General features: G+C 63.3%; 24 protein-coding genes. 8 read left to right on the forward strand and 16 right to left on the reverse strand.

Going from position 1 to position 26,750, the window contains the following annotated elements:
* From apnL to nanR, 8 genes are all read right to left on the reverse strand, one after another.
* Complete coding sequence (gene apnL, locus NKG99_RS09830) at positions 1–1,839, reverse strand: D-apionate lactonase (protein ID WP_352866822.1); 1,839 nt, start codon at positions 1,837–1,839, stop codon at positions 1–3.
* Positions 1,836–2,870, reverse strand: coding sequence for a Gfo/Idh/MocA family protein (locus NKG99_RS09835; protein WP_352866824.1), 1,035 nt, complete (start codon positions 2,868–2,870; stop codon positions 1,836–1,838). The genes apnL and NKG99_RS09835 overlap by 4 nt, the downstream gene beginning before the upstream one ends.
* A 2-nt stretch (positions 2,871–2,872) precedes the next feature.
* Positions 2,873–3,937, reverse strand: a complete 1,065-nt coding sequence (locus NKG99_RS09840) for an ABC transporter permease (protein ID WP_352866826.1) — start codon at positions 3,935–3,937, stop codon at positions 2,873–2,875.
* On the reverse strand, positions 3,930–5,486 hold the full coding sequence (locus NKG99_RS09845; protein ID WP_352866829.1) for a sugar ABC transporter ATP-binding protein: 1,557 nt from the start codon (positions 5,484–5,486) through the stop codon (positions 3,930–3,932). The genes NKG99_RS09840 and NKG99_RS09845 overlap by 8 nt, the downstream gene beginning before the upstream one ends.
* Entirely contained in the window at positions 5,483–6,127 is a 645-nt protein-coding gene (locus NKG99_RS09850) for a DUF2291 family protein (protein ID WP_352866831.1), read from the reverse strand. Before NKG99_RS09850 ends, NKG99_RS09845 begins: the two co-directional genes overlap by 4 nt.
* A gap of 96 nt (positions 6,128–6,223) precedes the next feature.
* A complete protein-coding gene (locus NKG99_RS09855) occupies positions 6,224–7,165 on the reverse strand; it encodes a D-ribose ABC transporter substrate-binding protein (RefSeq protein ID WP_352866833.1) in 942 nt (313 codons plus the stop codon).
* Between the two features lie 284 nt (positions 7,166–7,449).
* Positions 7,450–8,277, reverse strand: coding sequence for a phosphogluconate dehydrogenase C-terminal domain-containing protein (locus tag NKG99_RS09860; RefSeq protein WP_352866836.1), 828 nt, complete (start codon positions 8,275–8,277; stop codon positions 7,450–7,452).
* A gap of 345 nt (positions 8,278–8,622) precedes the next feature.
* Positions 8,623–9,333 (reverse strand): transcriptional regulator NanR, encoded by a 711-nt coding sequence (nanR, locus tag NKG99_RS09865; RefSeq protein WP_352866839.1) that lies wholly within the window; start codon positions 9,331–9,333, stop codon positions 8,623–8,625.
* A gap of 186 nt (positions 9,334–9,519) precedes the next feature.
* Between nanR and NKG99_RS09870 the strand changes: the two genes are divergently transcribed.
* The 7 genes from NKG99_RS09870 to NKG99_RS09895 all read left to right on the forward strand — a co-directional run bounded on the left by NKG99_RS09870 (position 9,520) and on the right by NKG99_RS09895 (position 18,347).
* Positions 9,520–11,118 carry an ABC transporter substrate-binding protein gene (locus tag NKG99_RS09870; protein WP_352866841.1) on the forward strand — a complete coding sequence of 533 codons (1,599 nt, stop codon included), beginning with the start codon at positions 9,520–9,522 and terminating at the stop codon, positions 11,116–11,118.
* 93 nt (positions 11,119–11,211) lie between these two features.
* The gene (locus NKG99_RS09875) at positions 11,212–12,168 is read left to right on the forward strand and encodes an ABC transporter permease (RefSeq protein WP_352866843.1); all 957 of its coding nucleotides are present in this window, start codon (positions 11,212–11,214) and stop codon (positions 12,166–12,168) included.
* Positions 12,161–13,069: an oligopeptide ABC transporter permease gene (gene opp4C / locus NKG99_RS09880; protein ID WP_352866846.1), complete on the forward strand. Its 909-nt coding sequence runs from the start codon at positions 12,161–12,163 to the stop codon at positions 13,067–13,069. Before NKG99_RS09875 ends, opp4C begins: the two co-directional genes overlap by 8 nt.
* On the forward strand, positions 13,066–15,141 hold the full coding sequence (locus NKG99_RS09885; RefSeq protein ID WP_352866849.1) for a dipeptide ABC transporter ATP-binding protein: 2,076 nt from the start codon (positions 13,066–13,068) through the stop codon (positions 15,139–15,141). The genes opp4C and NKG99_RS09885 overlap by 4 nt, the downstream gene beginning before the upstream one ends.
* 28 nt (positions 15,142–15,169) lie before the next feature.
* Positions 15,170–16,066 (forward strand): dihydrodipicolinate synthase family protein, encoded by an 897-nt coding sequence (locus NKG99_RS09890; RefSeq protein WP_352866851.1) that lies wholly within the window; start codon positions 15,170–15,172, stop codon positions 16,064–16,066.
* Positions 16,067–16,296: 230 nt separating this feature from the next.
* Positions 16,297–16,665, forward strand: coding sequence for a DUF3024 domain-containing protein (locus tag NKG99_RS35940; protein WP_502913072.1), 369 nt, complete (start codon positions 16,297–16,299; stop codon positions 16,663–16,665).
* Complete coding sequence (locus tag NKG99_RS09895) at positions 16,662–18,347, forward strand: SWIM zinc finger family protein (protein WP_352866853.1); 1,686 nt, start codon at positions 16,662–16,664, stop codon at positions 18,345–18,347. Before NKG99_RS35940 ends, NKG99_RS09895 begins: the two co-directional genes overlap by 4 nt.
* Positions 18,348–18,497: 150 nt before the next feature.
* On the opposite strand, the gene NKG99_RS09900 is transcribed toward NKG99_RS09895, so the two are convergent.
* The 8 genes from NKG99_RS09900 to NKG99_RS09935 form a co-directional block, all read right to left on the reverse strand.
* The gene (locus NKG99_RS09900) at positions 18,498–18,953 is read right to left on the reverse strand and encodes a MaoC/PaaZ C-terminal domain-containing protein (RefSeq protein ID WP_352866911.1); all 456 of its coding nucleotides are present in this window, start codon (positions 18,951–18,953) and stop codon (positions 18,498–18,500) included.
* Entirely contained in the window at positions 18,950–20,026 is a 1,077-nt protein-coding gene (locus NKG99_RS09905; RefSeq protein ID WP_352866855.1) for a Gfo/Idh/MocA family protein, read from the reverse strand. Before NKG99_RS09905 ends, NKG99_RS09900 begins: the two co-directional genes overlap by 4 nt.
* Positions 20,019–20,348, reverse strand: a complete 330-nt coding sequence (locus NKG99_RS09910; protein WP_352866856.1) for an L-rhamnose mutarotase — start codon at positions 20,346–20,348, stop codon at positions 20,019–20,021. The genes NKG99_RS09905 and NKG99_RS09910 overlap by 8 nt, the downstream gene beginning before the upstream one ends.
* Before the next feature lie 9 nt (positions 20,349–20,357).
* The gene (locus tag NKG99_RS09915) at positions 20,358–21,470 is read right to left on the reverse strand and encodes a mandelate racemase/muconate lactonizing enzyme family protein (protein ID WP_352866858.1); all 1,113 of its coding nucleotides are present in this window, start codon (positions 21,468–21,470) and stop codon (positions 20,358–20,360) included.
* Positions 21,471–21,475: 5 nt separating this feature from the next.
* Positions 21,476–22,573 (reverse strand): ABC transporter ATP-binding protein, encoded by a 1,098-nt coding sequence (locus tag NKG99_RS09920; protein WP_352866861.1) that lies wholly within the window; start codon positions 22,571–22,573, stop codon positions 21,476–21,478.
* Between the two features lie 4 nt (positions 22,574–22,577).
* The gene (locus NKG99_RS09925; RefSeq protein WP_352866863.1) at positions 22,578–23,444 is read right to left on the reverse strand and encodes a carbohydrate ABC transporter permease; all 867 of its coding nucleotides are present in this window, start codon (positions 23,442–23,444) and stop codon (positions 22,578–22,580) included.
* A gap of 2 nt (positions 23,445–23,446) precedes the next feature.
* Complete coding sequence (locus tag NKG99_RS09930; protein WP_352866865.1) at positions 23,447–24,343, reverse strand: carbohydrate ABC transporter permease; 897 nt, start codon at positions 24,341–24,343, stop codon at positions 23,447–23,449.
* A 92-nt stretch (positions 24,344–24,435) separates the two neighbouring features.
* The gene (locus tag NKG99_RS09935; RefSeq protein ID WP_352866867.1) at positions 24,436–25,755 is read right to left on the reverse strand and encodes an ABC transporter substrate-binding protein; all 1,320 of its coding nucleotides are present in this window, start codon (positions 25,753–25,755) and stop codon (positions 24,436–24,438) included.
* A 169-nt stretch (positions 25,756–25,924) separates the two neighbouring features.
* Here NKG99_RS09935 and NKG99_RS09940 point away from each other — a divergent pair, with 169 nt between their 5' ends.
* Entirely contained in the window at positions 25,925–26,710 is a 786-nt protein-coding gene (locus NKG99_RS09940; protein ID WP_352866868.1) for an IclR family transcriptional regulator, read from the forward strand.
* Positions 26,711–26,750 lie beyond the last annotated feature (40 nt).

A 26,750-nucleotide genomic window follows, 5' to 3' on the forward strand; every position in this document is an offset into this window, starting at 1 on the left:
TCAGCCGATCCGGGTGATCGCGTAAGGCGTCATCACGAGGTGACCTCGGCCAAAAGCCGAAATGTCGATTCTCACGTCATCCGCCGTCAGGTTTGCCAGCCACACGACAGTCTCGCCCGAGGCGGAGCGACCAGCCAGCGCCAGCACCCTGGTCTCATCGCTCGTCCTTGCCACCACATGCGCAAGGCCAGCCATCTCGCAAAGCCCCTTGATAGCCGTGAAGATCGGACGGGGTGAGCCTTCCGCGACGGGTTCTCCGGATGACGCCAGCACGCCGAAGGGCCCGGTGAAGCTGGATAGCGTCAGCATCTCCAGTCCGGCCGGTGCGACGCGCGCGGCATAGCCCATCGTCCACGCGGCTCCGAAAAGGCCGGCATGGCGAGGATCGCTGTCGGCCATGGCGATGCGCTGTCCCCGCGGGTTGGCCTTGGTCGCTCCGCCATAGGGGTTCTGGCGCATGGCAATCGTCGACGGACCGATCCGGTAGGGCTTTGCCCCGAAGATCGCCCGTGCCGTTTGGGTCATGAAAGGCAGCGCCTCCAGCGACTGCATGATGCTGAGATCATCGGCGGCGTGCACGATCGGGCAGGTGCAATGGGTGACGAAATCGAGCCGGTCCGCCGGCACGCGCTTGCGGTTGAGTTCGGTGAAATAGCTGAACATGCCGCCGCCGAGGCGGATGTCCGGGAAGGCGCGCCGCGCCGCGGCATAGACCTCTTCGAGCGGCGGGCAGTCCGGCCAAGCGCTGCCCGGCGGCGTCGACTGCCGGTCGACCGAAGGCGAAACGGCAATGGCCGAGAGTTTTAGTCCGGCCTGGCGCACCAGGTCGGCGACGCCCGACAGCTCGGCGTCGAGATCGCCAGCGCAGGCAATGACGCATTCGAGGGTCGTTTCAGATGGGTAAGCAATTGCGAGCTGGGCGAAAGCCGGCAAAGCGCCGAGCCCGTGGCCGCGCGTCGGATCGTAATGAAACAGCAGCTGTTGTGGGCCGAGTGTCGACAGCGTGGAGAGGTTCGCCAGTGCCGTCTCGACATTCTCGGGATAGATGACCACGCCGACATCGGGCAGCCTTGGTCCGGTATCGCCGAGTTCAACGCGGACCGGTTCGCTGGCCACGGCGGCAGACGGCGCTTTGCCTGCACCAGCGATGCGCAGGCTGATCGTCTGGCGATTGGGTTCACTGGCAGGCAGCACATAGGGCCATGGCAGCGCCAGCGGCCGTACATAGGTCTTGTAGGACGCATCCGACCAGTTGCGCTGGTCCTCCATTTCGAACACGTCGCCTTCCATCCGGCATTCGGCGGTGACGCCAGGCCGAACCTGATGGGTGATGGCGCGGATATCCTTGAAAGGCTGCCAGGGGTCGATCAGTTCGGGCAGCTTTGTCGCCGCCACGTGGCCGTCCGTATGCTCTACCGTGACCGGGCTGCCGGCCAGGTCGGCGATCGGGTGCAGGATGCAGAAGCCGCAGCGATTGGTCTCGAAATCGCTCTCGGGGAGGGCGCTGACGTCGAAGATCAGACGGCCATCGGCGGAGCCTTTGATGGTGGCGCGGAAGCCGAGGCGGCTTCCGTCGGGTCCAATGCAGCTTGCGGAGTAGCTGACGGAGAACGCCTCTTCGTTCTGGTCGATTGAGAGGTCCGTCAGCACTGGTTCGTAAGTGCCCCAGTCGCGATCCCTCACGATATAAGCGATGGCGCGCAGCACTTCGGTGCCGCCGTGGCGAATGGTGCGCAGATTGCCGTTGACGAAGTCCGCGCTGAGCGCGCCGGCGCAGAGCCTGACCGGCTCGGCTTCGACCTCGCGCGTGCCATAAAGCAGGAAGGCGTCGGCGGTCATTTCAGCAAGGTGTCGAGCTGCACCGGTTGCCGGCTCGCGGCGCCGGCATAGGCGGCCTCGACCAGCGCAAACGTCTTGAGATTGTCGGCGCCAGAGGTCGCCGGCACGGTTCCGTTTGCCAGGCAGTCTACCCAATGCTGCTGGATGGCGACGACGCTTTCCTGGATGTTGTGCCAAGGCCGCGACGCCCACGGCAGCAGCGGCGGCGAAACGTCGGTGACGGCCGCGCCGCTCTTGCCGGTGACGGTGAGCCGGTATCCCTGTGCCAGCCGGATCGTGCCGTCGCTACCGTCGATCTCGATCAGCGTTTCGGGAAACGGCTCGGTGGCAAGCTTCGTGGCGTAACTGCAATCGACCACGGACGTCGCCCCGCTCTTGTGGTCCATCAGCATGGTCGCGACATCCTCGCCTGATATGGCGGGGTTGATGCGCACTGTTCGCGTGGTGATGACAGACACGTCGCCCAGCAGGAAGCGGGCGATATCGAGGATGTGGATGCCGAGGTCCTCGATGATGAAGCGCTTTCCCGTCGCTAGATAAGGCTGGCCGGAAAACACGTCATAGGCCGAGCGAAAGGAGATGCGCCCGAAAAAGGGCGTGCCGATCTCGCCACTGTCGAGCACGGAGCGTACCGCCTGGATCGGCGACTGCCAGCGAAAATTTTCATGCACCATCAGCGGCACGCCGGCTTCCGCGCAGGCCCTGACCATCGCTTTGGCGTCGGCAAGCGTCGGCGCGAACGGCTTTTGGCAGATCACCGGAACGCGATGGGCGGCCGCCATCTCGACAAGCGGACGATGGCTGGGCGCGGTGGTGGCGATATCGACGAAGTCGAGGCTTTCGCCGGCAAACATCTCCGCCGCGTCGGTATAGCGCCGGGCGATACCGAACTGGTCGCCGACGATCCGCAACCGTTCGGGATCACGGTCGCAGATGGCGACGATCGTGACGCCGGCTATATCGCGCCAGGCATGCATCTGGTTGACGGCAAAGAAGCCGCAGCCGATCAGCGCTCCACGCAACTCCGCCATGCTCAGCCCGCCTTCGCCATCTGCATCAGCGTTACCCGGCTCTGCAGCCGTCGCTGCGCCTGGTCGACGACGACGGCGACGATGATGACGAGACCCTTGATCACCATCTGCCAGAACGAACTCACACCCATCATCACCAATCCGTCCGAAAGAATGCCGATGACGAAGGCGCCGACGATGGTGCCGCCGATCGTGCCGCGGCCGCCCGACATCGAGGTGCCGCCGAGCACCGCCGCCGCGATGGCGTTGAGCTCGAAGCTTTCGCCTGTCGCCGGATGCGAGGCCATCAGCTCGGACGAGATGATCAGGCCGACGATCGCCGCGCAGAAACCCGAGAACATGTAGACGAACATCTTCACCATGTTGACACGGACGCCCGAAATCCGCGACGCCCGCTCGTTGCCGCCGACGGCGAAGATATGGCGGCCGAGCGGCGTGTACTTGGCGAGATAAGCGGCTCCCAGTGCAACGACGATCAGGATCCAGATCGCCACCGGCAGGCCAAGCAACCGGCCGGCACCGAGGAAACCGAAGCCGGTGGTGCCCAGTTCCGGCTTGCCGACGAGGTTTGGGAAGGTGCGGCCGTCGGACGACAAGAGCGCCAGGCCGCGCGCGACATAGAGAACGCCCAGCGTGGCGATGAATGGCGCGACATTCAGCCTGGTGATCAGCAATCCGTTGACGGCGCCGATCAATATGCCGACGGCAAGCGTGATCAGCGCGATCTCGAAGACGTTGAAATAGATGGTGTAGCCGATCTGCAAGTCGATGCCGTTGAGCACGAGATAGCCGGCCACCATACCGCACAGGCCGACGATCGAGCCGACCGAAAGGTCGATGCCGCCGGTGATGATGACGAAGGTCATGCCCATCGCCAGGAACGCGTTCAGCGCCACATGTTTCGACATCAGGATCAAATTGGCGGTCGACAGGAAATTCGGCGCCGCGATCGAGAAGAAGATCAGGACGGCGATGAGCGCGATGAACGTCCTGAGCTTCATCAGCGTCAACAGCACGGAGCCGCTGGAAGCGGAGGGAGCGGCCACCTTGGCTGGTATGTCAGTCATGGGCGGTGCTCTCCGTGTGTGGGGCCGGTCCATGGCCAAGCGCCGACGCGGCGACGAGTACCGCCTCCGTCGCCTCGGCGCGATCGAACATGCCGGTCAGTTTTCCGTTGCTCATCACCGCGATGCGGTCGGACAGCGCCATCACCTCATCGAGATCCGAAGTGGCGAACAAAATCCCCAATCCGTCGCGGGACAGTTTGCGCATGGTGCGGAAGACGTCTGCCTTGGCGCCGACATCGATGCCTCGGCTGGGCTCGTCCATCAACAGCACCTTGGGTCCGGTGAGCAGCGCCTTGCCGATCACCACTTTCTGCTGGTTGCCGCCAGACAGCGACGAAACTTCCTGCGCCGGGTCGGCGACCTTGATCGCCAGTTCCCGCACCATCTGTGTCACCGCCTGCCTTTCGTCGGCGCCACGGATATGGAACAGGCGGGCAAATCGCGACAGGCTGGCCAGCGTCAGGTTGCTTGCGACCGAGAGGATCGACACCAGCCCTTCGCGCTGGCGATCCTCGGGGATCAGCGCAAGCCCGCGCCGGATGCGCCGCGTCGTGTCGCGCTCCCTGACCTGTTTGCCGCCAATGAAGATCTCGCCCGTCGAATGGCCGTGGCGGCCCATGATGCAGTCGAACAGTTCGCTGCGGCCGGCGCCCATCAGGCCGTAGATGCCGAGGATCTCGCCGGCACGCAATGATAGCGAGACATGGTCGACGGCAAGCCCGCCGGTCGCGCGCGGCAGGCAGATCTCCTCGGCGCGGAAGATCTCCTCGCCCGGAAGATGGCCGTCGGCCTTGGCGAAGTCCTTGGCGTCGGAGCCGATCATCTGGCGAACGATCCACTGTGTGTCGACGTTCTTCATCTCTTCCTGGCCGGTGATGCGGCCGTCGCGCAGCACGGTGATGTAGTCGCCGATGCGGATCAGCTCCTCGAGCCGGTGCGAGATGTAGACGATGGCGACACCGCGCGCCTTGAGGTCGGCGATCACCTTGAACAGGATCTCGACCTCCGCAGCACTCAGCGCCGAGGTCGGTTCGTCCATGATCAGGATGCGTGCATCGAGAGAAACCGCCTTGGCGATCTCGACCAGCTGCTGCTGGCCGATGCGCAGATCCTCGACCAGCATGTCGGGCCGTATACCGGCTTGCAGGCGTTCTAGAAATTCCGCCGCGCGGTTTTCTTGTTCCTTGCGGTCGATCTTGCCGAACCGGTTGGTGATTTCGCGGGTGGCGAAAATGTTCTCGGCGACGCTCATATTGCCGAACAAGTTGAGTTCCTGGAACACCATGCCGATGCCGCGGTTCACCGCATCGCCGGACGACGAGAAGGACACCTCTTCGCCCTCCAGCAGAATACGGCCGACTGTCGGTCGTTCGACACCGGCGATGATCTTCATCAACGTCGATTTGCCGGCACCGTTTTCGCCGACCAGCACGTTGACCGCTCCCCTGCGCACCTCGAAATTGGCGCGCTTGACCGCAACGGTGCCGGAATAGACCTTGGAGACGTCCTCCAGCTTCAGGATGATGTCGCGCTCCGAGGCCGCGCTCATGGCTTCGGCCCGATCTCTGCCTCCGCCGGCGTCACCAGCGGCAGGTCCTGGCCACTGCCCGGCGTATAGGCGCCCAGCACCTTGGCGCCGCGGCCCTCCAGCGCTTCGCGCGGCAGCTTGGATAGCACCGTCTTGTCGGCGTAGCTGTTGAACGCCTTGCCGAACTGGGCGAAGTCGATCTGGTTGGTGAAGTCGTTGAACTGGATGAAGTCCAGGCTGTCGCGTAGCGCGGTACCGCGCACCGCCGGTCCGATCTGCACCCGCGCATCGGCCTTGCCGTCGCCGTCGACATCGATGTCGACCGTCGCCGCACGCGACTGCGTGTTCGCCGCGACGATCTTACCTTCCAGGCGAACCGCGAACGTCCACGGCGCGTTCGCCTGTTTGTTCGGATTGCCGTATTTGGCGCCGGCCGCCGCGGCATCGGTAGTCGCCAGGGTGTGAACCTCTGGAAATGGTCCGGCTTTCTGCCGGAGGTAGGGCACGACCTTTGCCGCCCATATCTCTTCGACCGTCTTGTCCGGATTGAAGCCGGGGGCATTGCCGCCGTCTGCCGATTTCGTCGGCAGGATCTTGCAGGCGGTCAGGCTGATGCCGACCATCACGGCAAGGATCGGCCAGTTCGGCTTGGTGTTCAGCATGGTGGCCTGTTGTTCAGCATGGTGATGGTTGGCCCACGGTAAATGGCGGCGAGGGGCGAACCGAAATTCGCCCCTCGCTGTTCAAATCACGCTGGCTCAGTTGGTCAGCGCGAAGGTCTCAAGTTTGGCGGCATTGTCGCCATTGACCAGAACGCAGTCCATCAGCTGCTTTTCCTTTGCCGGCGACTTCTTGTTCTTGATGAAGTCGTTGGCCTGCTCGACCGCCATCTGCGCCTGCGCGAAGGCCGGCTGCAGCACGGTTGCCTTGATGCCGCCGGAGGTGATGGAGTCACGCACGTCGTTCGATCCGTCGAAGCCGACGACGATGACATCCTTGCGGTTCGCCGCGGCAAGTGCCGCATAGGCGCCCATCGCCATCGTGTCGTTGCCGGAGATGACGCCCTTGATATCGGGGTTGGCCTGCAGGATCGATTCCATCTTGGAATAGGCTTCCGTCTGGCTCCAGTTGGCCGACTGCTGGGCGACCATCTTCAGGTCCGGATAGTCGTCGATGACGTCGTGATAGCCCTTGGAGCGAATGCCGGCATTGGTATCGGATTCCTTGCCGACCAGTTCGACGAAATTGCCCTTCTCGCCCATCAGCTTGACGAACTCCTGCGCGCCGAGTTGGGCGCCCTGGTAGTTGTTGGAGACGATCTGCGCCACGGCGACGCCGGTGGCGTTGATCTCGCGGTCGATCAGGAAGGACGGAATGCCCGCGTCCTTGGCCTTCTGCACGGCGGCGACCGTGGCGTCGGCGCCGGCATTGTCGAGGATGATCGCCTTGGCGCCGCGGCCGATCGCGGTGTCGATCAGCTGGGACTGCTTGTTGGCGTCGTCGTCATGGACGAGGACCAGCGCCTCGTAGCCGAGTTCCTTGGCCTTGGCTTCGGCACCGACGGCTTCCGCCTTGAAGAACGGATTGTCGTGCGAGGGCGTGATGATGGCGATGAGATCCGCCGCGTAGGCGGGAACTGCCGTGCCAAGCGCCAGCATGCCGGCGAAAGCCGCAAGCGTCATTCTGCGTGTGAGTTTCATGAAGTCCTCCCGTTTGAAAAATTATCTTGGTCAACCAAGGCCTCTGTCGGCATCCGAATTCGTCAGGCAGCGCGGGCGGCGGATCGCTTTCGGGCTAAAGAGCCGTTTGCCGGCTTCCCCTCCACGGATCGTTGCTCCCCAGCCATCCTCCACTCGCCAGGCTTCGTACTCCCTGCGAAACCTTGTCGATCTAAGCCATTAACAGCTAAGCTAACTGGTATGATGAGTCAATCACTAATTCAGGTGATATGTTACCTGATGAGCGGCAAAAACTGAACGCTCTTTCAGGTGATGCGCTGAATGCTGGCGGCGATCTCTTCCGGCTCGAACACGCGTTTCCAGTCGTCACGCATCAGCACCGGCTTGCCGAATTCGATCGCCTTGTTGCAGGCGTCCGAGAAAACGCCCTTGGTCTCGCCGAAGATGACGGCACCGAGCACGTTCATATGGCCGAGCAGGAAGTCGAGCGCCGCCTGCTTGTCGACGCCGCGTGCCACGACCTCGTCGACGGCCTCCTTCATGACCACCAGCAGCGAGGCGCACACGGTCTCCGAGAGGCCGGGCTCCAGCAGCGCCATCTGTTCGACGGTGACGCGATGCGAGCGCATGACCGGCGCCCAGATGATTTTCGCGATCGCCTCGCCCTTGGCGTAATCCTCTTCCGGTCCCTGCATCAAGGCGCTGACCATATGCTGCTTGGCCTTGACGCCGCCGAAATAATCCTTCTTGGCCGCCATGTCGGTCTCGTCATTGAAGATCGGCGGATGGCAGGGGTGGGTGACGAAATAGGTGAGGTCCGGCCGGTTCGGCAGGTGACCGGCGAAAGGTGCCGCCGCGTCGAGCACCACCACCATCGTGCCCGGCGCCAGCTTGCTCTCGATGCTGGCCGCCACTTTGCCGATATGCGTGTCCGGAACGGCCAGGATCACGACATCGGCGCCCTTGAGCGCCTCGTCGGTGCTGACCGTATCGAAACCCAGTCCGGTTTTCAGCCGTTCGCGGCCGGCATCGCTGACCTCGACATGGCGTATCGTGTAGGGCGATCCGCGAAAATTGGTCGAAAGGCGGTAGCCCATTTTTCCGCCGGCACCGAACAGCGCAATCGTTGTCATCTGGTCACTACTCCTGATCTCGGCCGACGGTATCGCCCGTCGTCAACTTATCAACTGGTATAATCACACTACCATGTCTTGGCAATCCGATAACGGTGAATGGCGCAGGTATGACTGCCGATCTCTCGTGACTGCCGCATCCGCGGCGCGCTTGTGGCTCGGTCGGCTCACACCTGTGCGGATCGTGTACCCACGGCGAGCAATCGCTGGGTCTCTTGCACGCAGCCCTGACGCGGTTACGGGAGGAAGGATTGAGCCAGCGGCCGAAGTTGGTCGATCAGGGCAACGGGCTCGTTGGCCCAGCGGTCAAGCACGGACGCTAGCCGAGGGTGAAGGCGGCCGAGCCTAATCCAGTTTCGCCTGGCCCGAGTTGAACTTGCGGCGGGCGTTTTCCAGATGTTCGCGCATCGCTCGGCCGGCCGCTTCCGGATCGTGCCGCTCGATGGCTTCAAACACGTTTTTGTGGCCGGCAAAGCTCCGGCGGTTTTCCACCTCGGTGTTGGCCATGTGGATGCGCTGGTTGATCAGCCATTCCACCAGCGCTTCATGCGCGGCCAGGAAGATCGGGTTGCCGGGAATGGCGGTCAGCACCCGGTGAAACGCCACATCGGTGACGGCGAAGGCGCGAGCGCGCGGGATGGCGCGCTCGTTATCGGCAAGTGCCGCCGCAAGCGCATCGACCTGTCCGCGCGTCGCCACCTCGGCGGCATGGCGCGCGGTCGAGACTTCGAGGAACAGTCGCAGTTGCTCGAAATGGCCGATGCCGTCGGGCTGGTCCATCAACAGATGCGCCGTCCCGGTCAACTGCTCCAGCATGTTCTTCGGCGTCGGCCGCGTCACCTTTGGCCGCTCGCCGCTGTTGATGCGCACCAGCCCCATTTTCTCCAGCGCAAACAGCGCTTCGCGCACCGAGGGACGGCCGACATCGAACATCGACATCAGGTCGCGCTCGGACGGCAGCGAGGCGCCGACCGGATAGACCTCGTCGCGGATCATCTCCTCCAGGCGGAAGCGGACTTCATCGGATAATTTTTTTCGAACCGGCATATTGTGCATGGTCTACCTTTTAAGCTATTAGACCAGTCGCCGCAAGCGAGGACTTGCGGAACCGAAGGGTTGGAGGGTGCCGCCGCGGCCGATGGCGCGGCGGTCGGCGCGACAGGCGAGGCTTGGCGCGCAAATCGGCCTGGAGCAGGGCATTGCCCGATTTCGGCCGGCGAAAAACAACGGGAGGAGAATTCCATGAGACGACTGCTGATGAGCCTTGTGCCGGCGCTGGCGCTGATGTTTGCCGCGGTGATCGCCAAGGCCGAGGGCGGCACGTTCCGTTCCGCCATGCGCACCGGCTGCATCGAGATGGGAACGCTGCATACCACGTGCGGCCACCGGCTCGACGAGACCGTGCTGCAGGGACTGGTCCACATCAAATGGACGGGCGATGGCGTGCAGCCGATGCTGGCCGAAAGCTGGAAGACGCCCGATGGCGGCAAGACCTATATCCTCAGCCTGCGCCACGGCGTCAAATGGCATGACGGAACGCCCTTCACCGCCAAGGACGTGGTGTTCAGCCTCAACCTCTATGCCAATCCCAAGGTTGGCTCGCCTTGGGCGCAGAAGCTCGGCGCGGTGGCCGGGTACAAGGCTTTCCAGGATGGCTCGGCCTCCTCGCTTGCCGGGGTCAAGGCGCTTGACGACACGACCGTCCAGATCGAACTCGACAGCGCCAAGCCGCTCTGGGTCGAGTTGCAGCTTATCGCCATCAGCATCTTTCCCGAACACATCCTCGGCAAGGTCGCGCCCGGCGACATCAAGGGCAACGCTTTCTGGGTCAACCGCGTCGGCACCGGCCCGTTCGTCTGGAAGAAATACGAGAGCGACCAGTATGTCGAGGTCGACCGCAATCCCGACTATTTCCTCGGCGCGCCGAAACTCGAGCGCATCATCTACCAGATATACAAGGACGTGCCGCCAATCATCGCCGCGCTCGAGACGCAGGAGGTTGACGCCATGTCCTTTGAGGGCGGTGGCGTGCCGATCTCCGAGCTCGCCCGGCTGCAGAAGCTCGACTATCTGACGGTGCTGCCGAAATTCTCCGCCGGCCTGCCGACCTACCTGCAGTTCAACCTGGAGAACAAGCGCCTCGCCGATGTCAGGGTGCGCCAGGCAATGCTTTATGCCATCGACCGCAAGGCCATCATCGAGACGGTCAAGCAGGGCGCCGGCGAACTTTCGAACACGCTCTTTCCGCAAGACTGGGCGCGCGCCAAGGACCTTGAGCCCTACGACTACGATCCCGACAAGGCCAAGCAATTGCTCACCGAAGCGGGCTGGGACGGCAGCCAGCCGGTCGATTTCATCTACTACTATTCCGACCAGATGAACGTCGACACCGTCACCGCCATCCAGAGCTATCTGGCCGCGGTCGGCGTCAGCATCCAGCCGCGCCTGCTCGATCCGGCGGCGATCAACCAGACCTATGCCGACGGCAGCTTCCAGATGGGCTTTTTCGCCAATGGCATGGGGCTTGACCCCTCGCTCGGTTCGCCGGTGGTCGTCTGCGGCGCCAAGCCACTCAGCTTGGGTTACTGCAATCCCAAGGTCGACGAACTGTTCAACAAGGGGCTGGAATCGGCCGACCGAGCCGTGCGTGCCGAAAGTTACCAGGAAGCCTCACGCATCCTCAACAAGGAACTGCCCAAGGCCTGGCTGTGGAACGAGGTGCGGCCGCTGGCTTTCAACAACCGCATCGTCGGCCTTGCCCGGCACTTCAAGGAGCAGCCGCTCGTGATCTTCAACCACCCGGTCTACAACGAAGTCGAGAAGTGGGAAGTGGCCAAATAGCTGCTGCGTAGACGCCCTCATCGGTTGGTCATGAGGCACTGGAACCTCATGACCAACCGCCTCAACAGCCGCCTTCAGCAATAGGAGAGGCCGGTGCTCAGCTATCTCCTGCGCAAACTGCTGCTCAGCATCCCGGTGCTGTTCGGCGTCACCGTGATCGTCTTCGCTATCGCGCACGCAATGCCGGGCGATGCCGTGCTGGCGATGATCACGGCGGAGGCGCCATCGAGCGAGGCGCTGATCGCGATGCGACGTGGCGAGCTCGGCCTCGACCAGCCGCTCTACATCCAATACCTCAACTGGATCGGCCAGATACTGCACGGCAATCTCGGCCGCTCCTTCGTCAACGGTCGCGGCGTCGGCGAGATCATCGGCGAGCGCCTGCCGATGACGCTGGAGCTGATGGGTGTGGCACTGCTCGTCGCCTTCCTCATCGGCACCACGCTGGGTGTGATCTCGGCGCTCAGGCAATACAAACTGACCGACTATTCGCTGACGCTGGGCGGCTTTGTCGGCGTCTCGATTCCGGATTTCTTCATGGGGCTGCTGCTCGTCTACGTCTTTGCGCTTGAATTGCGCTGGCTGCCATCGTCGGGCATTTCGACGGCGGGCGACAGCTTCTCGCTCCTCGACAATCTCAGGCACCTGGTCCTGCCGGCGGCAGCACTCGCCTTGTTCCGCGCCGCGATCTTCATGCGCTATGCCCGCGCCGGCATGCTCGAAGTGCTGAACCGGGACTATATGCGCACCGCCAAGGCCAAGGGCCTGCGGCCAAGCACGATCACGCTGCGCCACGGTCTGCGCAACGCGTTGATCCCGCTGGTCACTGTCTTCGGCCTCACTTTGCCGACGCTGTTCGGCGGCTCGGTGGTGATCGAGACCATCTTCCAATGGCCGGGCATCGGCCTGATGTTTATCGATGCGGTGGTCAACAGGGATAGCCCGGTCATCATGGGCTATGTGCTTATCACCGCCGTCATCGTCATGCTCGCCAACCTTGCGACCGACCTTGCCTACAGCGTGCTCGACCCCAGGGTGAGCTATGACTGAAGTCACCGCCGCCGACATGACGATTGCCTCCGGCACCTCGCGCGGGCTGTGGGCCGAGGCGGCGCGCCGTTTCCTCAACCACCGTCTGGCGACGCTCGGACTGATTATGCTTGCCGTCATCGTGCTCGCCTGCGTGCTGGCACCGCTGATCGCGCACTACGGCCCCAACGACATCGACCTGCGCGGCCGCAACCAGCCGCCGGGCGGCATCCATTGGATGGGCACCGACGGTACCGGCCGCGATATCTTTGCTCGCATCCTCTATGGCGGCCGCATCTCGCTGACGGTCGGCTTCGTCGCCGTCGCGATCTCAGCGGCAATAGGCATCTTCATCGGCTGCGTTGCCGGCTATTTCGGCGGCAAGGTCGACCTGTTGCTGATGGGCCTGATCGACATGGTGCTGACCTTCCCCCGCCTCGTCATCATCATCGCCTTCGTCGCAGTGGTCGGCCCCAGTATCTTCAATACGATGGTGGTGATCGGCCTGCTCAGCTGGCCGTCCATCGCCCGGCTGACGCGCGGCGAAATCCTGGCGCTGCGCAACCAGGAATTCGTCCTCGCCGCGCGCTCGCTCGGCACCTCGCCGTCGGTCATCATCCTCGAACACATCCTGCCCAATGTGCTCGGCCCCATCCTGGTGGCGATCACGCTCGACGTCGCCACCGTCATCCTGCTCGAAGCCTCGCTGTCCTTCCTCGGCCTCGGTGCGCAAGCGCCGGCGGCCAGCTGGGGCAACATGCTGCGCGATGCCCGCACACTGTCGATCCTGGAGAGCCAGCCCTGGATGTGGATCCCGCCCGGCGCGATGATCGCGATGGCCGTGCTCAGCATCAACTTCGTCGGCGACGGCCTGCGTGACGCGCTCGACCCGCAGCACATCATGGGCGGGGGCGCCAAATGACGGGCGCCGAGACGCTTGCCGTCGACAGGGCCGCAAAGGGAATCGGACAGCAAGCCGTGCTTTCCGTGCAAGGGCTTAGCGTCGAGTTCGGTCCCAAAGGCAATTCCGTCTATGCCGTCAACGACGTCTCCTTCGAGCTTGCCGAAGGCGAGTCGCTGGCGATCGTCGGCGAGAGCGGCTCCGGCAAGTCGGTCACCGTGCAGACCCTGATGGGGCTGATCCGCAAGCCGCCCGGCCGCGTCACCCAAGGTCGCGCGCTGTTTCGTGGCCGCGATCTTCTGGCCATGCCCGACAGCGAGCTGCGCCAGATCCGCGGCCGCGACATCGCGATGATCTTCCAGGACCCGATGTCGTCTCTGAACCCGGTGCTGACCATCGGCCTGCAACTGACCGAGGCGTTGCGCGAACATCAGGGGTTGAGTGAGGCCGAGGCGGAGCGCCAGGCGCTCGACATGCTGGCGCTGGTCGGCATCGCCAACGGGCCGCAACGCATGCGCGCCTTTCCGCACCAGTTCTCCGGCGGGCAATTGCAGCGCATCGGCATCGCCATGGCGCTGGTCTGCAAGCCGTCGATCCTGATCGCCGACGAGCCGACCACGGCCCTCGATGTCACCATCCAGGCACAGATCGTCGAGCTGGTCGTGCGCCTGCAAAAACAGCTCGGCATGGCGATCATCTGGATCAGCCATGACCTCAGCCTCGTCGCCGGCTTCGTCGACCGCGTCGCGGTGATGTATGCGGGCTCGATCGTCGAATGCGCGCCGGTCGATCAGCTGTTTTCGGCGACGACGCATCCCTACACGATCGGCCTGTTGAATTCGATTCCGTCGCTGACGGCGGCAAACACCAGGCTGGTGCCGATCAAGGGCGCGCCACCCAACGTCACGCTGCCGCCGACCTTCTGTGCCTTCGCGCCGCGCTGCGATCATGCCGAGGCGCGCTGCCGCGAACAGAAGCCGCCGCTGGAAGCGGTTAGCGCCGGCCATGCCACGGCTTGCTGGCGCTGGCGGCAGGTGGCGCGATTGCAGCGTGCGCCGGCAGCCGCACCAGGCGCGGCTCCGGCAGCGGCGCCCAGGCAAGAACCGCTGCTTGTCGTTTCCGATCTCAAGGTGCATTTCCCCATCCGGCGCGGTGTTCTCAGGCGGCAGGTCGGCGCGGTGCATGCGGTCGATGGCGTCAGCTTCGAGGTGCTGCGCGGCGAAACGCTGGCGCTGGTCGGTGAAAGCGGCTGCGGCAAGTCGACGACCGGCCGCGCCGTGCTGGGTCTCGAACGCCCGAGCGTCGGCAGCATCGTCTTCGAGGGCAGGGACTATGCCGGCGCGACAGGCGAACAGCTCAAGCAGCGCCGCCGCGATATGCAGATGGTTTTCCAGAACCCTTTCGGCTCGCTCAATCCACGCATGACCGTCGGGCGCATCATCGGCGAGGGGTTGCGCGCGCAGAAGATCGGCACCCGGGTGACGCGCGACGCCCGCGTCAGTGAATTGTTGGCGCTGGTCGGCTTGCGGGAAATACTGCGCAACCGATACCCGTTCGAGCTCTCCGGCGGCCAGCGCCAGCGCGTAGGCATTGCCCGCGCGCTGGCGGCTAATCCGAAGTTCATCATCGCCGACGAGCCGATCTCGGCCCTCGACGTCTCCATTCAGGCGCAGATCGTCAATCTGCTCGATGACCTCAAGGCGCGCCTCGGCCTGACCTATCTGTTCATCGGCCATGACCTGTCGATGATCCGCTATCTCAGCGACCGCGTCGCGGTGATGTATCTGGGCCGGATCGTCGAGATCGGCACCACGGCAGTGGTGTTCGGCAGTCCGCTGCATCCCTATACAAGAGCGCTGCTGTCCGCGATCCCGGTGCCGGACCCCAAAGCCGGCGGCACACGCCGGCGTATCGTGCTGGGCGGCGGCGTGCCCGATCCGTCAAAGCCGCCGGCCGGCTGCCATTTCCATCCGCGCTGTCCCCTGGCGAGCGACATCTGCACCAAGATGGAGCCGCAGGTGCGCGATTTCGGCTCGCCCATCTCCGGGCAGCATCTCGTCGCCTGCCATCATGCAGGCGAGGCCACCCAATGACTCTCCTGGAAAGACCGAGGATCCCCAAATGACCAAGGAATTGGCGGGCATGTATGCCGCCTTGATGACCGGACTGAGCGATGCCGGCGAGTTCGATCCGCAGCGCCAGCGCAACATCACCGACTATGTCCTGCGCCAAGGCCTGACCGGGCTTTATGTCGGCGGCAGCAGCGGCGAATCCGGCCTGCTGACCGTAGATGAATTGCTGGCCCAGCAAGAAGTGGTCTTCGCCGGTGCGGCAGGCACCGGCACCAGGCTGATCGCCCATGTCGGCATGCCGAACCTGCGCGATTCCATCCGCCTGGCGCGGCGGGCGCAAAAGTTTGGCTATCACGCACTGTCGGCGCTGCCGCCGCATTCCTATCCATTCTCCGACGAGGAGATCTTTGGCTACTACCAGGCGCTGGCGGCGGCGACGGACCTGCCGCTGATCGTCTACGAAATTCCTTTGCGCACCGGCCGGCCGCTGCCGCTCAACCTGCTGGTCCGGCTGCTCGATCTGCGCAATGTCATCGGCATCAAATACACCTCCACCGACCTGTTCAAATATTCGCTGCTGCGCAAGCGGCAGCCGCAAAAGCTGTTCTACTACGGCTTCGACGAGATCTATGCCGCCGCCGGCATGCTCGGCACCGATGGCGGCATCGGCACCACCTACAATCTGCTCGGCCGGCTGTACGTAGCAGTAGATCAGGCGATCCGCGTCGGCGATTTGGCACGGGCGAAAGTGCTGCAGATGGTGTCGCGGGACTTCGTCGAGGTGCTGCTGGAAACCGGCGTCCTGCCGGGCATGAAAGCGGCCTTCCGCGTCATTGGCGTCGATTGCGGAGCGACCCGCGCGCCGATGGCACTGGCCGTCGCCGATGCCGAGGACCGGATGCGCGCGGTTCTCGCCCGCCCGGCGGTGAAAGAGTGGCTGGCGTGAGCGGTCGCGGCTGAAAGACCCGCGGCCGCCGAATGGCAGAAGACATATTGCGCTTGCCATCGGGCGGTTCCCGCAAATCCGGAGGCGTTTTGCGTTCGAAAGGATTGCCTCACCGCATCGGTCGATTATCATGAACGGCGATAGCCAAATGGCTAAGGGCTGCTCCGCAGCGCTCTTGGCGGCAGAGGGCGCGGAAAGATTGCGATGGCGAAGCTGGAAACACGACGGGTGTGGGTCAAAGAGCTTTCACCTGGCGAGAAGCTGGCCATCGCCGCCGACTGCGAGCGTTTCATCGCCGATGTTCTGAAGCCACGGTTCATCCACGGCCGGCCGAATCGGCTCGACCATCCGCTAGACATTTTCGGCAAGTGCGAGGAAGCAAATACGGTTTCTCCGCGCGCTATCGTTCGGATGACGGTGAAGAATTCAACGCTCCCTTCGCCCGGCTCGACCATGTGGAGGAGCATCTCGCCGAGACCCGGTTCGACCTCATGTGGCACAGGCACACCGGAGCATGTTGGCGGCTGCATGCGACCGTTGCGTTGGACGAGGCCCTGCGTCTCATCTCGGCTGACTCGAGGCTCCAGCCGCCACTATGAACCGCAAGAACAGTCGACCCCGTTTTGATGTCGACGCCCTGCGCGACCTTGTCGGCAGCAAGGTATTCTCGCGCGGCGAGGCCTACTGGCGTGACGGGCTGGTGCAACTGCTGACCGTCGAGCCGAAGCGCGTGCTGGCGCAGGTTGCCGGCACGGAGGACTATCGCGTTGAGCTGATGGGGCGTGCAGAGTCGGTCGACGGCACGTGTTCCTGCCGCGCCTTCGGGGATTGGGGCTATTGCAAGCATTTGGTGGCAACAGCGCTGGCGGCAAATGCGATGGGCGGCGACACGGAAGCGCAAAGCATCGATGTGTTCACGCGTATACGCGAACATCTGGAAGGCAAGGACAAGGTGGAGCTTGTCGATATGATCATGGATGTCGTCGAGCGCGATCCTATCCTGTTGCGTAGGCTGGAAATGACCACGCTGGCTACACAAGACGGCGACGAGGCGACCATCGAGGCGCGCCTCGGCAAGATGATCGACGAAGCAACCGCCACGAAGGGTTTCATAGATTACCGCGAGGCGCCCGACTGGGCCCAAGGCGTGGACGAGGCGCTCGATGTGATCGCCTCGGTCTCGAGCAAGCATGCGGGTATCGTTATGCGGCTCGCAATGCGAGCCATCGATCGGATCGAGGGCGCCATTGAGGACATGGACGATTCCGACGGCCGTTGCGCCCCACTTCTCGACCGGGCATGCGAAATTCACTGCAACGCTGCCTTGGAGGCGACTTGCGAACCCTTGTCCCTGGCGCGTGACCTGTTCGCACGCGAGATGAACGGTGACTACGACACCTTTGCTGGCGCGGCTGGGCGCTATGGCGATATCCTCGGCGAGGAAGGATTGGCCGAATACCGCCGCCTTGCCACCGAGGCCTGGAATGAACTGCCCGCGACCGCCGGCAAGAATCGGATAAGTCACGTACTGTCCGGCGACCATTTCAGGCTGCGGGAAATCCTCGACTTCTTTGCTGAACGCGACGGTGACGTCGAGGCGCGCATCGCGCTTCGCGCCAAGCATTTGTCCTCACAGCCAAGTTATCTGCAGATCGCCGAATTCTGCCTCTCGCAAGGTCGTGCGGAAGAGGCTTTGCGCTGGGCCGAGGATGGCCTGTGGATGTTCGAGGATGACCGACCTGACGAGCGGCTCGTTTTCTTTGCAGTCGACCTGCTGACCGCAGCCGGTCGCGATGCGGACGCTGAAGCGCATCTGTGGCGCGCATTCGAGAAGGCGCCGAGCCTCGGACTGTATCAACGGCTGTGCAGTTCGGCTGGCGGGGAGGCGCGCGATCGAGCAATCGAGCGCCTCCAATCCAGACTGGCGAGCGAGAAGCCATCCGCTTGGCACTATCCGGCCGATCTGCTCATCACCATCCTGATTGAGGAGAAGCAGTTTGACCTAGCGTGGGCGAACACGCGCGCGCATGGTGCTTCCGAGGGGCTGAAGGAAAAGCTCGCGCAGGTGAGTGAAGCCACGCATCCGCGCGAGGCACTGAAGACTTATGCGGAACGCGTCAACCAACTGGCCCAGTTTGGCGGCAACGGCGCCTATGCCGAAGCGGCAGCCCTGATCGGCCGTATGGCCGGTCTGCGCGGCGCGTCCGAACATGCCGCGTATCTGGCTGATGTGAAGGCCCGCTTCGGCCGCAAGCGCAATTTCATGAAACTGTTGGCCTGACATGCGGCGCGCGGTGGCCGTTATCGGCTCCGTTGCGAAGCCGCTTTGGAACGAGGTGCCGCGCGCTTCAGCGAGTTCCGGCGCGCTCGGATCGAGGTCTGGCACGAATGCAGCGATCTGGATCTGGTGCTCTGGCTTGATTCGAGAGTCTCAGTCCCGCGCGGGCCTGCGTTCGACGATGTAGATGTGGTCGGCGGCGAGCACCACTTCGCCGCGCTGGTTGATCACCTCGCAGCGCTCGATCACCCGTCCTGAATCTGGCCGCTTCGGATCATCTTCCTTGGCCGCGATGGTGGTGCGCGTGCGGATCGTGTCGCCGATGAACACCGGCTTGATGAAGCGCAGCCGGTCATAGCCGTATGAAAAGGCGACAGGGTTGACGATGGTTGCCGTCAGCCCGATGCCGACCGAGAACACGAGCGTGCCGTGGGCGATGCGCTGGCCGAACGGCGTCGTCTTCATGAACTCCGCGTCCATGTGGTGCGGGAAGAAATCGCCGGTGTGGCCGGCATGCACGACAAAGTCAGTCTCGGTGATGGTGCGGCCGCTGGTAAGGCGGGACGAGCCGATCTCATAGTCCTCGAAATACTGGATCTGTTCCATCAGGGCCTTTCCGCGATCGGCGTCGCCGGTGCCGCATTCGACTGATACGCGGCCTCGACCAGCGCCATCGTGCTCCAGGCATCCTCGACCGGGCTGATCAGCGTTGCGTCCTCGCCCGCTGCATAGCGCTGGACGTTGGCCATGCGGCCGACGAAGGCGTCGGGGAACCATGCTCCGGCCAATGGCACCGCGACCCAATCCGTTCCGCCTTTCGGGTAGATCTCCAGCACTTCCGGTTCGCCGCGCGGATAGTCGAGGTTGAGGCCAAGCTTGAGATAGGCCGCGCCCTCGGTGCCGCAGATGCGGAACTCGGAGGCTTGGTGCCGGCGACCGAACTTGTGATCGTGGTTGATCGACAGCGCGCAGCGCACGGTGTCGCCATAGTCGAGAATGGCGCTGGTGCGCGTCTGCGCCACCGCATGGTTGGGGTGGCCGAGCGTCTTGGCGTGCACGCCGCGCGGGTCGCCGAGCAGTTGCCGGATCAGGTCGAGATAGTGGATCGAGTGCATGGCGATCTCGACGCGCGGTGCCTTGAGCAGGAACTCCCACAGCTCCCACGGTGTCGCCAGCGCCAGCCAGGCATCGAAGTCGACGATCTCGCCGAGCCAGCCCTTGGCGATGGCATCCTTCAGCGCCAGCATCATCGGTGCGAAGCGCCCCTGGAAATTCACTGCGGCCTGCAGCTTCTTGGAGCGGCAGATCTCGAGGATTGCGGTTGCCTCGGCAAGGTTGCCGCCCATCGGTTTCTGGATCAGCGCGACAGTGCCGTCAGGTAATGCTTTCAGCACATCGGCATGGCGGGTGGGCGGCGTCGCGAGGTCGAAGATCGCACCCTCGACGGCGGCCGCTTCCTCAAGTGTGCGAAAGGCCGTCACGCCCCATTGGCTGGCAAGTTTTTCCGCCTTGGCGTGATCGGGATCGTAAAGCCCGGCGACCGGGAAGCCGGCTTTACGGTAGGCGGGGAAATGCGCGTCACCGACGATCGACCCGGCGCCGAAAGTGACGATCGGCCGGGGCTTCGAGGGCTTGGGCCAGGATTGGACGAGCGAGGCAGGGTCGAAACCGCTTTCAGTCATGATGGAAGACCTCGTCCATCTCAGCCCACCATTCGCCTTCCTTGCGCGTCGCCAGCGGTTCCTGGCAAGGCATGCAGACCGCCCACCATTCTTGTGTCCTGGGGTCGGCAGCCATCTTGGCCATGTCGGCGGCGTAGTCGGTGCCATGATACTCGAAGGTGCTGAACAGCAGGTTCTCCGGCCGCCTCAGGTAGATCGAATAGTTCTTGATGTTGCAGGCCGAGATCATGGTCAGCACCTCGGGCCAGACGGCGGCGTGCAGGCGGACATACTCCTCGACTTTTTCCGGCCTCAGCCCCAGAACCATCCCCATCCGCTGCATGCCCGTCTCCTATTTCGTGATCGCCGTGGTGAATTCGGCGATGCTCATGGCCTTGACCGCGTCCCAGTCCCAGTCGATGCCGATGCCCGGTTCGTCCGGCGCCAGCGCCTGGCCATCTTCGATGCGCATGTGCTTGCCGGTCAATTGGTCGAGCTGCGGAATGTACTCGACATATCTGCCGTTCTGAACAGCGCAGGTCAGGCTGACATGCAGTTCCATCAGGAAATGCGGACAGACCGGAATGTCGAAGGCCTCCGCCGCATGGGCAATCTTGAGCCAGGGCGTGATGCCGCCGATGCGGCCGACATCGACCTGCACGATCGAACAGGCGCCTTTCTGCATATATTCGCGGAAATGGCGGATGGAATAGAGCGACTCTCCGATGGCGATCGGCGTCGGCGTCGAGTTCGACAGCCGCACATGCCCATCAATGTCGTCGGCCGGCAGCGGCTCCTCGATCCAGGCGAGGTCGAGTTCGCGCAGCCTCGCCGCTCGCCGGATCGCCTCGTCGACCGAGAAACCCTGATTGGCGTCGGTCATGATCTCGTAGCCATCGCCGACCGCCTTGCGCACCGCCGACAGGCGGGCAAGATCCTCCGAACCGTGCGGCCTGCCGATCTTCACTTTCGAGCCGCGAAATCCCTTGGCCTTGGCGGCCAGCGCGTCGTCGACCAGCGCCTGCGTCTCGATGTGCAGCCACCCGCCTTCGGTCGTGTAGAGTGGGCAGCGGTCCTTGGCGCCGCCAGCCAGCTTCCACAGCGGCAGGTTCTGTTTCTTGGCCCGCAGATCCCACAGAGCGGTATCGATCGCCGCGATGGCGATGGCCGTGATCGCCCCGATGGTGGTGGCATGGGTGGCGAATTCGAGATCGTGCCAGATCGCCTCGATCATGTCGGGGTCGCGGCCGATCAGGCGTGGCACCAGATGGTCGGAGAGGAGCCGCATCACCGACGAGCCGCCGGTGCCGATCGTGTAGCTGTAGCCGGTGCCGACCGCGCCGTCGGAATCGGTGATCGTGACGATCGGCGTTTCCTGGCTGACGAAGCTCTGGATGGCGTCGGTGCGCTTGACCTTGGGCACAAGGTCCACCATTCGCAGTTCGACTCTCTCGATCTTGGCCATGCCGATCAGCTCCGCAATGTCTTTCCGGTCTCGGCGGCAAACAGATGCGCCTGCGACATGTCGAGGCTCATGGCCACCCGCTCGCCCGGCCTCAATGGCCTCGGGTTCAGCATGCGCGAAACCCAGTCGGTGCCGTTGAATTCGACGAACACCAGCGTCTCGTTGCCGAGCGGTTCGGTGACCGTGATCGGCAGTTCGATCTGATGGACGTCGGCCGCACCCCCGGAGCTGATGCCGTGTCCGGTCGGATAGATGTCGTCCGGCCGCAATCCGAACACGACCCTGTCGCCGGCCGCGACATTGGCCTTGAACTGGCCGGGTAGCGGGAGCTTTTCGCCGCTGGCGAAAACCATCTGGCCGTCATCGATCGTCGCCTCGTGCAGGTTCATCGGCGGCGAGCCGATGAAGCCGGCGACAAAGCGCGTCGCCGGGCGCCGGAACACTTCGTCGGGCGTGCCGACCTGTTCGATATGGCCGTCGCGCATGATGACGATGCGGTCGGCAAGCGTCATTGCCTCGACTTGGTCGTGGGTGACGTAGATCACCGTCGACCGCACCTTGGCATGCAGCTTCTTGATCTCGGTGCGCATCTGCGTGCGCAATTTGGCGTCGAGGTTGGAAAGCGGCTCATCGAACAGGAACACATCGGGGTCGCGCACAATGGCGCGGCCCATGGCGACGCGCTGGCGCTGGCCACCGGACAGTTGCGACGGGCGTCGGTCGAGCAGCGTGTCGAGGCCGAGGATGGCAGAGGCCTCGGCGACGCGGCGCTCCATGTCTTCCTTGGCCGCATTCGCGATCTTCAGGGAGAAACCGAGATTCTCGCGCACCGTCATGTGGGGATAGAGCGCGTAGGACTGGAACACCATCGAGATGTTGCGCGAGCGCGGCGGCAGATCGTTGACGACGCGCCCGCCGATCTCGATCGAGCCGGCGCTGATCTCCTCCAGTCCGGCGATCATGCGCAGCGTCGTCGATTTGCCGCAGCCGGATGGGCCGACCAGCGCGATGAATTCGCGGTCGGCGATATCGAGATCGATGCCGTGCACGATCCCGATATTGCCGTAGCGCTTGGTCAGCTTGGTGAGGGTAACGGTTGCCATTGGATCAGCCTTTCACCGCGCCGGAGGTCAGGCCGCCGACAAGGTGTTTCTGGACGATGTAGGTGAGGGTGAGCGCCGGAATGATCATCACCACGGCCAGCGCGCACATGCCGCGCCAGTCGATGGTGAACTCGGCGGTGTAATCGAGCAGGCCGACTGGCAGCGTCTTGGCGCTTACCGAGCGGGTCAGCTGCGAGGCCAGCGCGAACTCGTTCCAGCAGGTCAGGAAGGCGAAGATCGCGGCCGACGCGATGCCCGGTCCGGCGAGCGGGAATTCGACCTGCCAGAAGGCTTGCCAGCGCGTACAGCCATCGATCTGTGCCGCCTCCGCGAGGTCCTTAGGCACCTGGCGGAAGAAACCGTCGATCAGCCAGATGGTGAACGGCACGTTGAGCGCGACATAGGCTAGGATCAGCCCGAAATGCGTGTCGATGATGCCAAGCCGCACATAGAGGAAGAACAGCGGCAGCGACAGCGCGATGCCGGGGACCGTGCGGGTCAGCATCAGGCCGAGGAAGACGCTCGACTTGCCGCGGAAGCGGTAGCGCGCGAAGGCATAGCCGCCGGCCATGCCGATGGCGACCGCTATGATGGTCGAGGTCACCGAGATGATCAGCGAGTTGCGGAAATATTCGATAACAGGGATGCCGCCCTTGCCGATGCCCGAGAACATCGCGACATAGGCATCGAATGAAATCTCCCGCGGGATCCACACTGGTGGCTTGGCCATGATCTCGACCGCCGGCCGCAGCGACGAGAGGACGATCCACATGCCAGGCAGGCAGATGGTCAGCATCGCCAGGAACAGGCCGATGCGATAGATGATAGCCAACAGCCGGCGCTTGAGGCGGGCGGAAGAATTCTCGTCCATTCTCACCACTCAGCACCGATCTGCGTGCGCGCCGCGGCGAGCTTGTTGAAGAAATAGACGGTGAAGGCGATCGAGAGCAGGATCGAGAAATAGGCCATGGCGTTGGCCATGCCCATGCGCCCGTCGCTGTAGGCGGTGCGCGCGACCAGCGTCCAAAGCAGTTCGGTGCGGCCCGCCGGTCCGCCATCGGTCATGATCTTGACGATGTCATAGGCGCGCGCGACGTCGAGCGAACGGATGGTCATGGCGATGTAGGCGAAGGGCATGACGAACGGCCACGTCACATAGCGGAAAGTTTGCCACGGCGTGCAGCCGTCGACCCGCGCCGCCTCGATCGGCTCCTTGGGCATGGCGAGCAGCCCGGCGAGGATCAGGATGGCGAAGATCGCGGTCGACGACCAGATCTCGGCGATCGAAATGGCGATGAAGGCGAGATGGCCCTCGATCAGCCACGGTATGGCGTCCTGCGTGATGCCGAGCGACTGCAGGGCGTTGTTCACGAGGCCGATATTGTCGTTGAACATGAACTTGAACTGGAAGCCGACGAGGATCGGCGAGAACATCATTGGGAACATCATCAGCGTGCGCAGAATGCGTTGTCCACGTGTCGCTTTCTCGACCAGCATCGCAAGGCCGAGGCCAAGCAGCATTTCGAGATTGAGCGCGATGGTCAGCAGCAGCACCGTGCGGCCAAAAGCCCACCAGAAATCGGTGTTGGATAGGATCGAGAGATAGTTCCTGAAGCCGATGAAGACGTAGAATGTTTCGGGCTTGATCAAGCGAAAAGGCGTGAAGCTGGAGTAGAGCGACAGAAGCAGCGGCACGACGACGACCGCCGCCAGTACGATGCCAGCCGGAAGCAGCAGCAGGAATGGCGCGGATGGCTTGAAGCCCTTCATCGGAATCCTTGAGGTGAACTGAAGTATCAACGGAGCCAAGAGCGCGATCGCCTCCCCCATGCTGATGGGGGAGGCAGCCTTGGGAGCCGTTACTAGAGCTTGCCTGCGTCCTGGAGGATTTGCGTCGCCTTGGCTGCGGCTTCATCCAGTGCCTGCTTGGACGTCTTGTCGCCGAGGATCGCCGCCTGCAGCTCGGGATAGACGGCGTTGGAAATCTCGATCCACTCAGGCGTCTGCGGCACGGCAAAGGCGTGCTTGGCCTCTTCCTGGAAGGCGGTAAGAACCTCCTTCTTGTAGGGATCGCTTTCCGCCTGCTTCAGGTCCCAGTCCCAGACCGCGGTGCGGGTCGGCAGCGGGCCGGCGGCGGCCTCCAGCTTCTGGCTGTCCTCGTTGGTCAGCCACCACACCAGCGAAGCCGCGGCCTCCTTGTTGGGGCAGTTCTCGGTCACCGAGAAGCCATGGAAACCGGACCAGCCGGTGCGCTTGCCCGAGGAACCTTTCGGCGCGACCTTGACGCCGACATTGCCGGCGACCTTCGACGATTTCGGATCGTTGAAGAAGCCAGCCCAGCCCGGCCAGTCGAGGTTGATGGCGACGGTGCCCGAGGCAAAGCCCTGGCCGAGATCGTCCCACAGGTAGTTGGTGGTTCCGGCAGGCACGGCCTTCGCCTTGTAGAGGTTGACGAACCAGTCGAGCGCCCGGATGCCGGCCTCGGAATTGAAGACCGGCTTGCCGTCCTTGTCGAGATATTCGCCACCTTCGGCGACGACCATTTCATAGAAGCGGCCGTTGATCGCCTCTTCCTTGCCCGCGAACTGGGTGCCGTAGAAATTGGGCGGGTTGGCGAAGAACTCGGCCTGGTCGGTGACTTCCTTCCAGGTGTCCGGCGGCACCAGGTCATAGCCGTATTTCGCCTTGAACTTGGTCTTGTTGTCGGCGTTCTCGTAGAGGCTCTTCTGGTAGTAGAGCGCCGAGACGTCGAACTGCGCGCGCGGCAGCATCTCCAGCTTGCCGTCGATGGTTGCCGAAGTGATCGTCGAAGGCACGAAGGCGTCGATCTCTTCCTTGGGCAGCAATTTGCTCAGGTCGGTGTAGAGGCTCGTATACTGCGGCGCGAAGGACGAATGGTTCCAGCCGACGCACCAATTGGTGCTGCCCGAAGCGATGTCGGACTTGAGCTCCTTGTCGATGTCGAAGCCGTTCTTCTTGGTCAGGATGTTGACCTTGGCGCCGGTCGCCTTCTCCCATTCGGGAATGCGCTCGTAGAGTTTTTCATATTGCTGGCCGCCGATCAGCTTCACGTCGACAGTCACACCTTCGAATTTGCCGGGCAGGTCGCCGGCAAGGGCAGCGCCTGCACTTAATGCAAGCATCAATGCGCCGGCGGACACGCCGGAAAGCAGTCTGTTCATTGGTATCCTCCCTTGGTGCCGCCTCGGCGGCGACCGCAACTCGTCTGATGACAAGAAGTGCTACATTCATATACAAACAAAACATTCACGGATACGTCAAGACGAAATTTGTTTCCGCCAGTCGTGTTCCTGCGTATATGAAGGGTGAAATTCACTGGAGGGACGAGCCATGGACGACGGCGAAGACGAGCGCTACCGCGCGCCGGCGCTCGACAAGGGGCTCGATATCCTCGAACTGCTGGCTGGCGTCGACGGTGGCCTGACGCAGGCTGAAATCGCCAAGAAGCTCGACCGCAGCCCCAACGAATTCTACCGCATGCTCGACCGGCTGGTGAGGCGCGGCTACGTCACCAGGCTCGACGGCGACCGCTATTCGCTGACGCTGAAGCTGTTCGGCCTGGCGCAATTGCACGCTCCGGTACGGCGGCTGGTTTCCTACGCTACGCCGCTGATGCGCGAGCTGGCCGAGACTTCGCAGCAGGCCAACCAACTCGTTGTTTTTGATCGCGGTTCCGCCGTGGTCATCGCCCAGCAGGAGGCACCGAACTACTGGGGGATCTCGATCCGGGTCGGCTCGCACATCAGCCTGTTCGACACCGGTTCGGGACATGTGCTGCTCGCCTTTCGTTCACCGGAAGAGCGTCGGATGATGATCTCGGAACACGTCCGCAGCACCGACAAGACGGCGCAGTCGGCCGAGTTCTTCACCCGGCTCGACCAGATCCGCGACCGCGGTTACGAGATGATGGCCTCGATGCAGACCGCCGGGGTCTTCAACCTGTCCGCTCCGGTGCGCAGTTCCGATGGCAAGGCGATCGCCGCGTTATCGATACCCTACATCACCGTGGTCAACGCGCCGTCGGCACCCGACATCACCCGGACGATCGAGCTGTTGCTGGCAACTTGTGAAAAGCTGTCGCACCTCGCCGGCTCTGCCGTCGGCTCATCGGCGTGAATTCTTATTTGAATGAAGAATTCCTCCGTGAGATAATCTG

The organism is Mesorhizobium sp. M1409, assembly GCF_040317535.1.
GTDB lineage: Bacteria > Pseudomonadota > Alphaproteobacteria > Rhizobiales > Rhizobiaceae > Mesorhizobium.

Excerpts from the sequence above, each read along its gene's own strand:
- apnL (WP_352866822.1), bottom strand. The coding sequence starts at position 1,839 with ATGACCGCCGACGCCTTCCTGCTTTATGGCACGCGCGAGGTCGAAGCC.
- NKG99_RS09835 (WP_352866824.1), bottom strand. The coding sequence starts at position 2,870 with ATGGCGGAGTTGCGTGGAGCGCTGATCGGCTGCGGCTTCTTTGCCGTC.
- NKG99_RS09840 (WP_352866826.1), bottom strand. The coding sequence starts at position 3,937 with ATGACTGACATACCAGCCAAGGTGGCCGCTCCCTCCGCTTCCAGCGGC.
- NKG99_RS09845 (WP_352866829.1), bottom strand. The coding sequence starts at position 5,486 with ATGAGCGCGGCCTCGGAGCGCGACATCATCCTGAAGCTGGAGGACGTC.
- NKG99_RS09850 (WP_352866831.1), bottom strand. The coding sequence starts at position 6,127 with ATGCTGAACACCAAGCCGAACTGGCCGATCCTTGCCGTGATGGTCGGC.
- NKG99_RS09855 (WP_352866833.1), bottom strand. The coding sequence starts at position 7,165 with ATGAAACTCACACGCAGAATGACGCTTGCGGCTTTCGCCGGCATGCTG.
- NKG99_RS09860 (WP_352866836.1), bottom strand. The coding sequence starts at position 8,277 with ATGACAACGATTGCGCTGTTCGGTGCCGGCGGAAAAATGGGCTACCGC.
- nanR (WP_352866839.1), bottom strand. The coding sequence starts at position 9,333 with ATGCACAATATGCCGGTTCGAAAAAAATTATCCGATGAAGTCCGCTTC.
- NKG99_RS09870 (WP_352866841.1), top strand. The coding sequence starts at position 9,520 with ATGAGACGACTGCTGATGAGCCTTGTGCCGGCGCTGGCGCTGATGTTT.
- opp4C (WP_352866846.1), top strand. The coding sequence starts at position 12,161 with ATGACTGAAGTCACCGCCGCCGACATGACGATTGCCTCCGGCACCTCG.
- NKG99_RS09885 (WP_352866849.1), top strand. The coding sequence starts at position 13,066 with ATGACGGGCGCCGAGACGCTTGCCGTCGACAGGGCCGCAAAGGGAATC.
- NKG99_RS09890 (WP_352866851.1), top strand. The coding sequence starts at position 15,170 with ATGACCAAGGAATTGGCGGGCATGTATGCCGCCTTGATGACCGGACTG.
- NKG99_RS09895 (WP_352866853.1), top strand. The coding sequence starts at position 16,662 with ATGAACCGCAAGAACAGTCGACCCCGTTTTGATGTCGACGCCCTGCGC.
- NKG99_RS09905 (WP_352866855.1), bottom strand. The coding sequence starts at position 20,026 with ATGACTGAAAGCGGTTTCGACCCTGCCTCGCTCGTCCAATCCTGGCCC.
- NKG99_RS09910 (WP_352866856.1), bottom strand. The coding sequence starts at position 20,348 with ATGCAGCGGATGGGGATGGTTCTGGGGCTGAGGCCGGAAAAAGTCGAG.
- NKG99_RS09915 (WP_352866858.1), bottom strand. The coding sequence starts at position 21,470 with ATGGCCAAGATCGAGAGAGTCGAACTGCGAATGGTGGACCTTGTGCCC.
- NKG99_RS09920 (WP_352866861.1), bottom strand. The coding sequence starts at position 22,573 with ATGGCAACCGTTACCCTCACCAAGCTGACCAAGCGCTACGGCAATATC.
- NKG99_RS09925 (WP_352866863.1), bottom strand. The coding sequence starts at position 23,444 with ATGGACGAGAATTCTTCCGCCCGCCTCAAGCGCCGGCTGTTGGCTATC.
- NKG99_RS09930 (WP_352866865.1), bottom strand. The coding sequence starts at position 24,343 with ATGAAGGGCTTCAAGCCATCCGCGCCATTCCTGCTGCTGCTTCCGGCT.
- NKG99_RS09935 (WP_352866867.1), bottom strand. The coding sequence starts at position 25,755 with ATGAACAGACTGCTTTCCGGCGTGTCCGCCGGCGCATTGATGCTTGCA.
- NKG99_RS09940 (WP_352866868.1), top strand. The coding sequence starts at position 25,925 with ATGGACGACGGCGAAGACGAGCGCTACCGCGCGCCGGCGCTCGACAAG.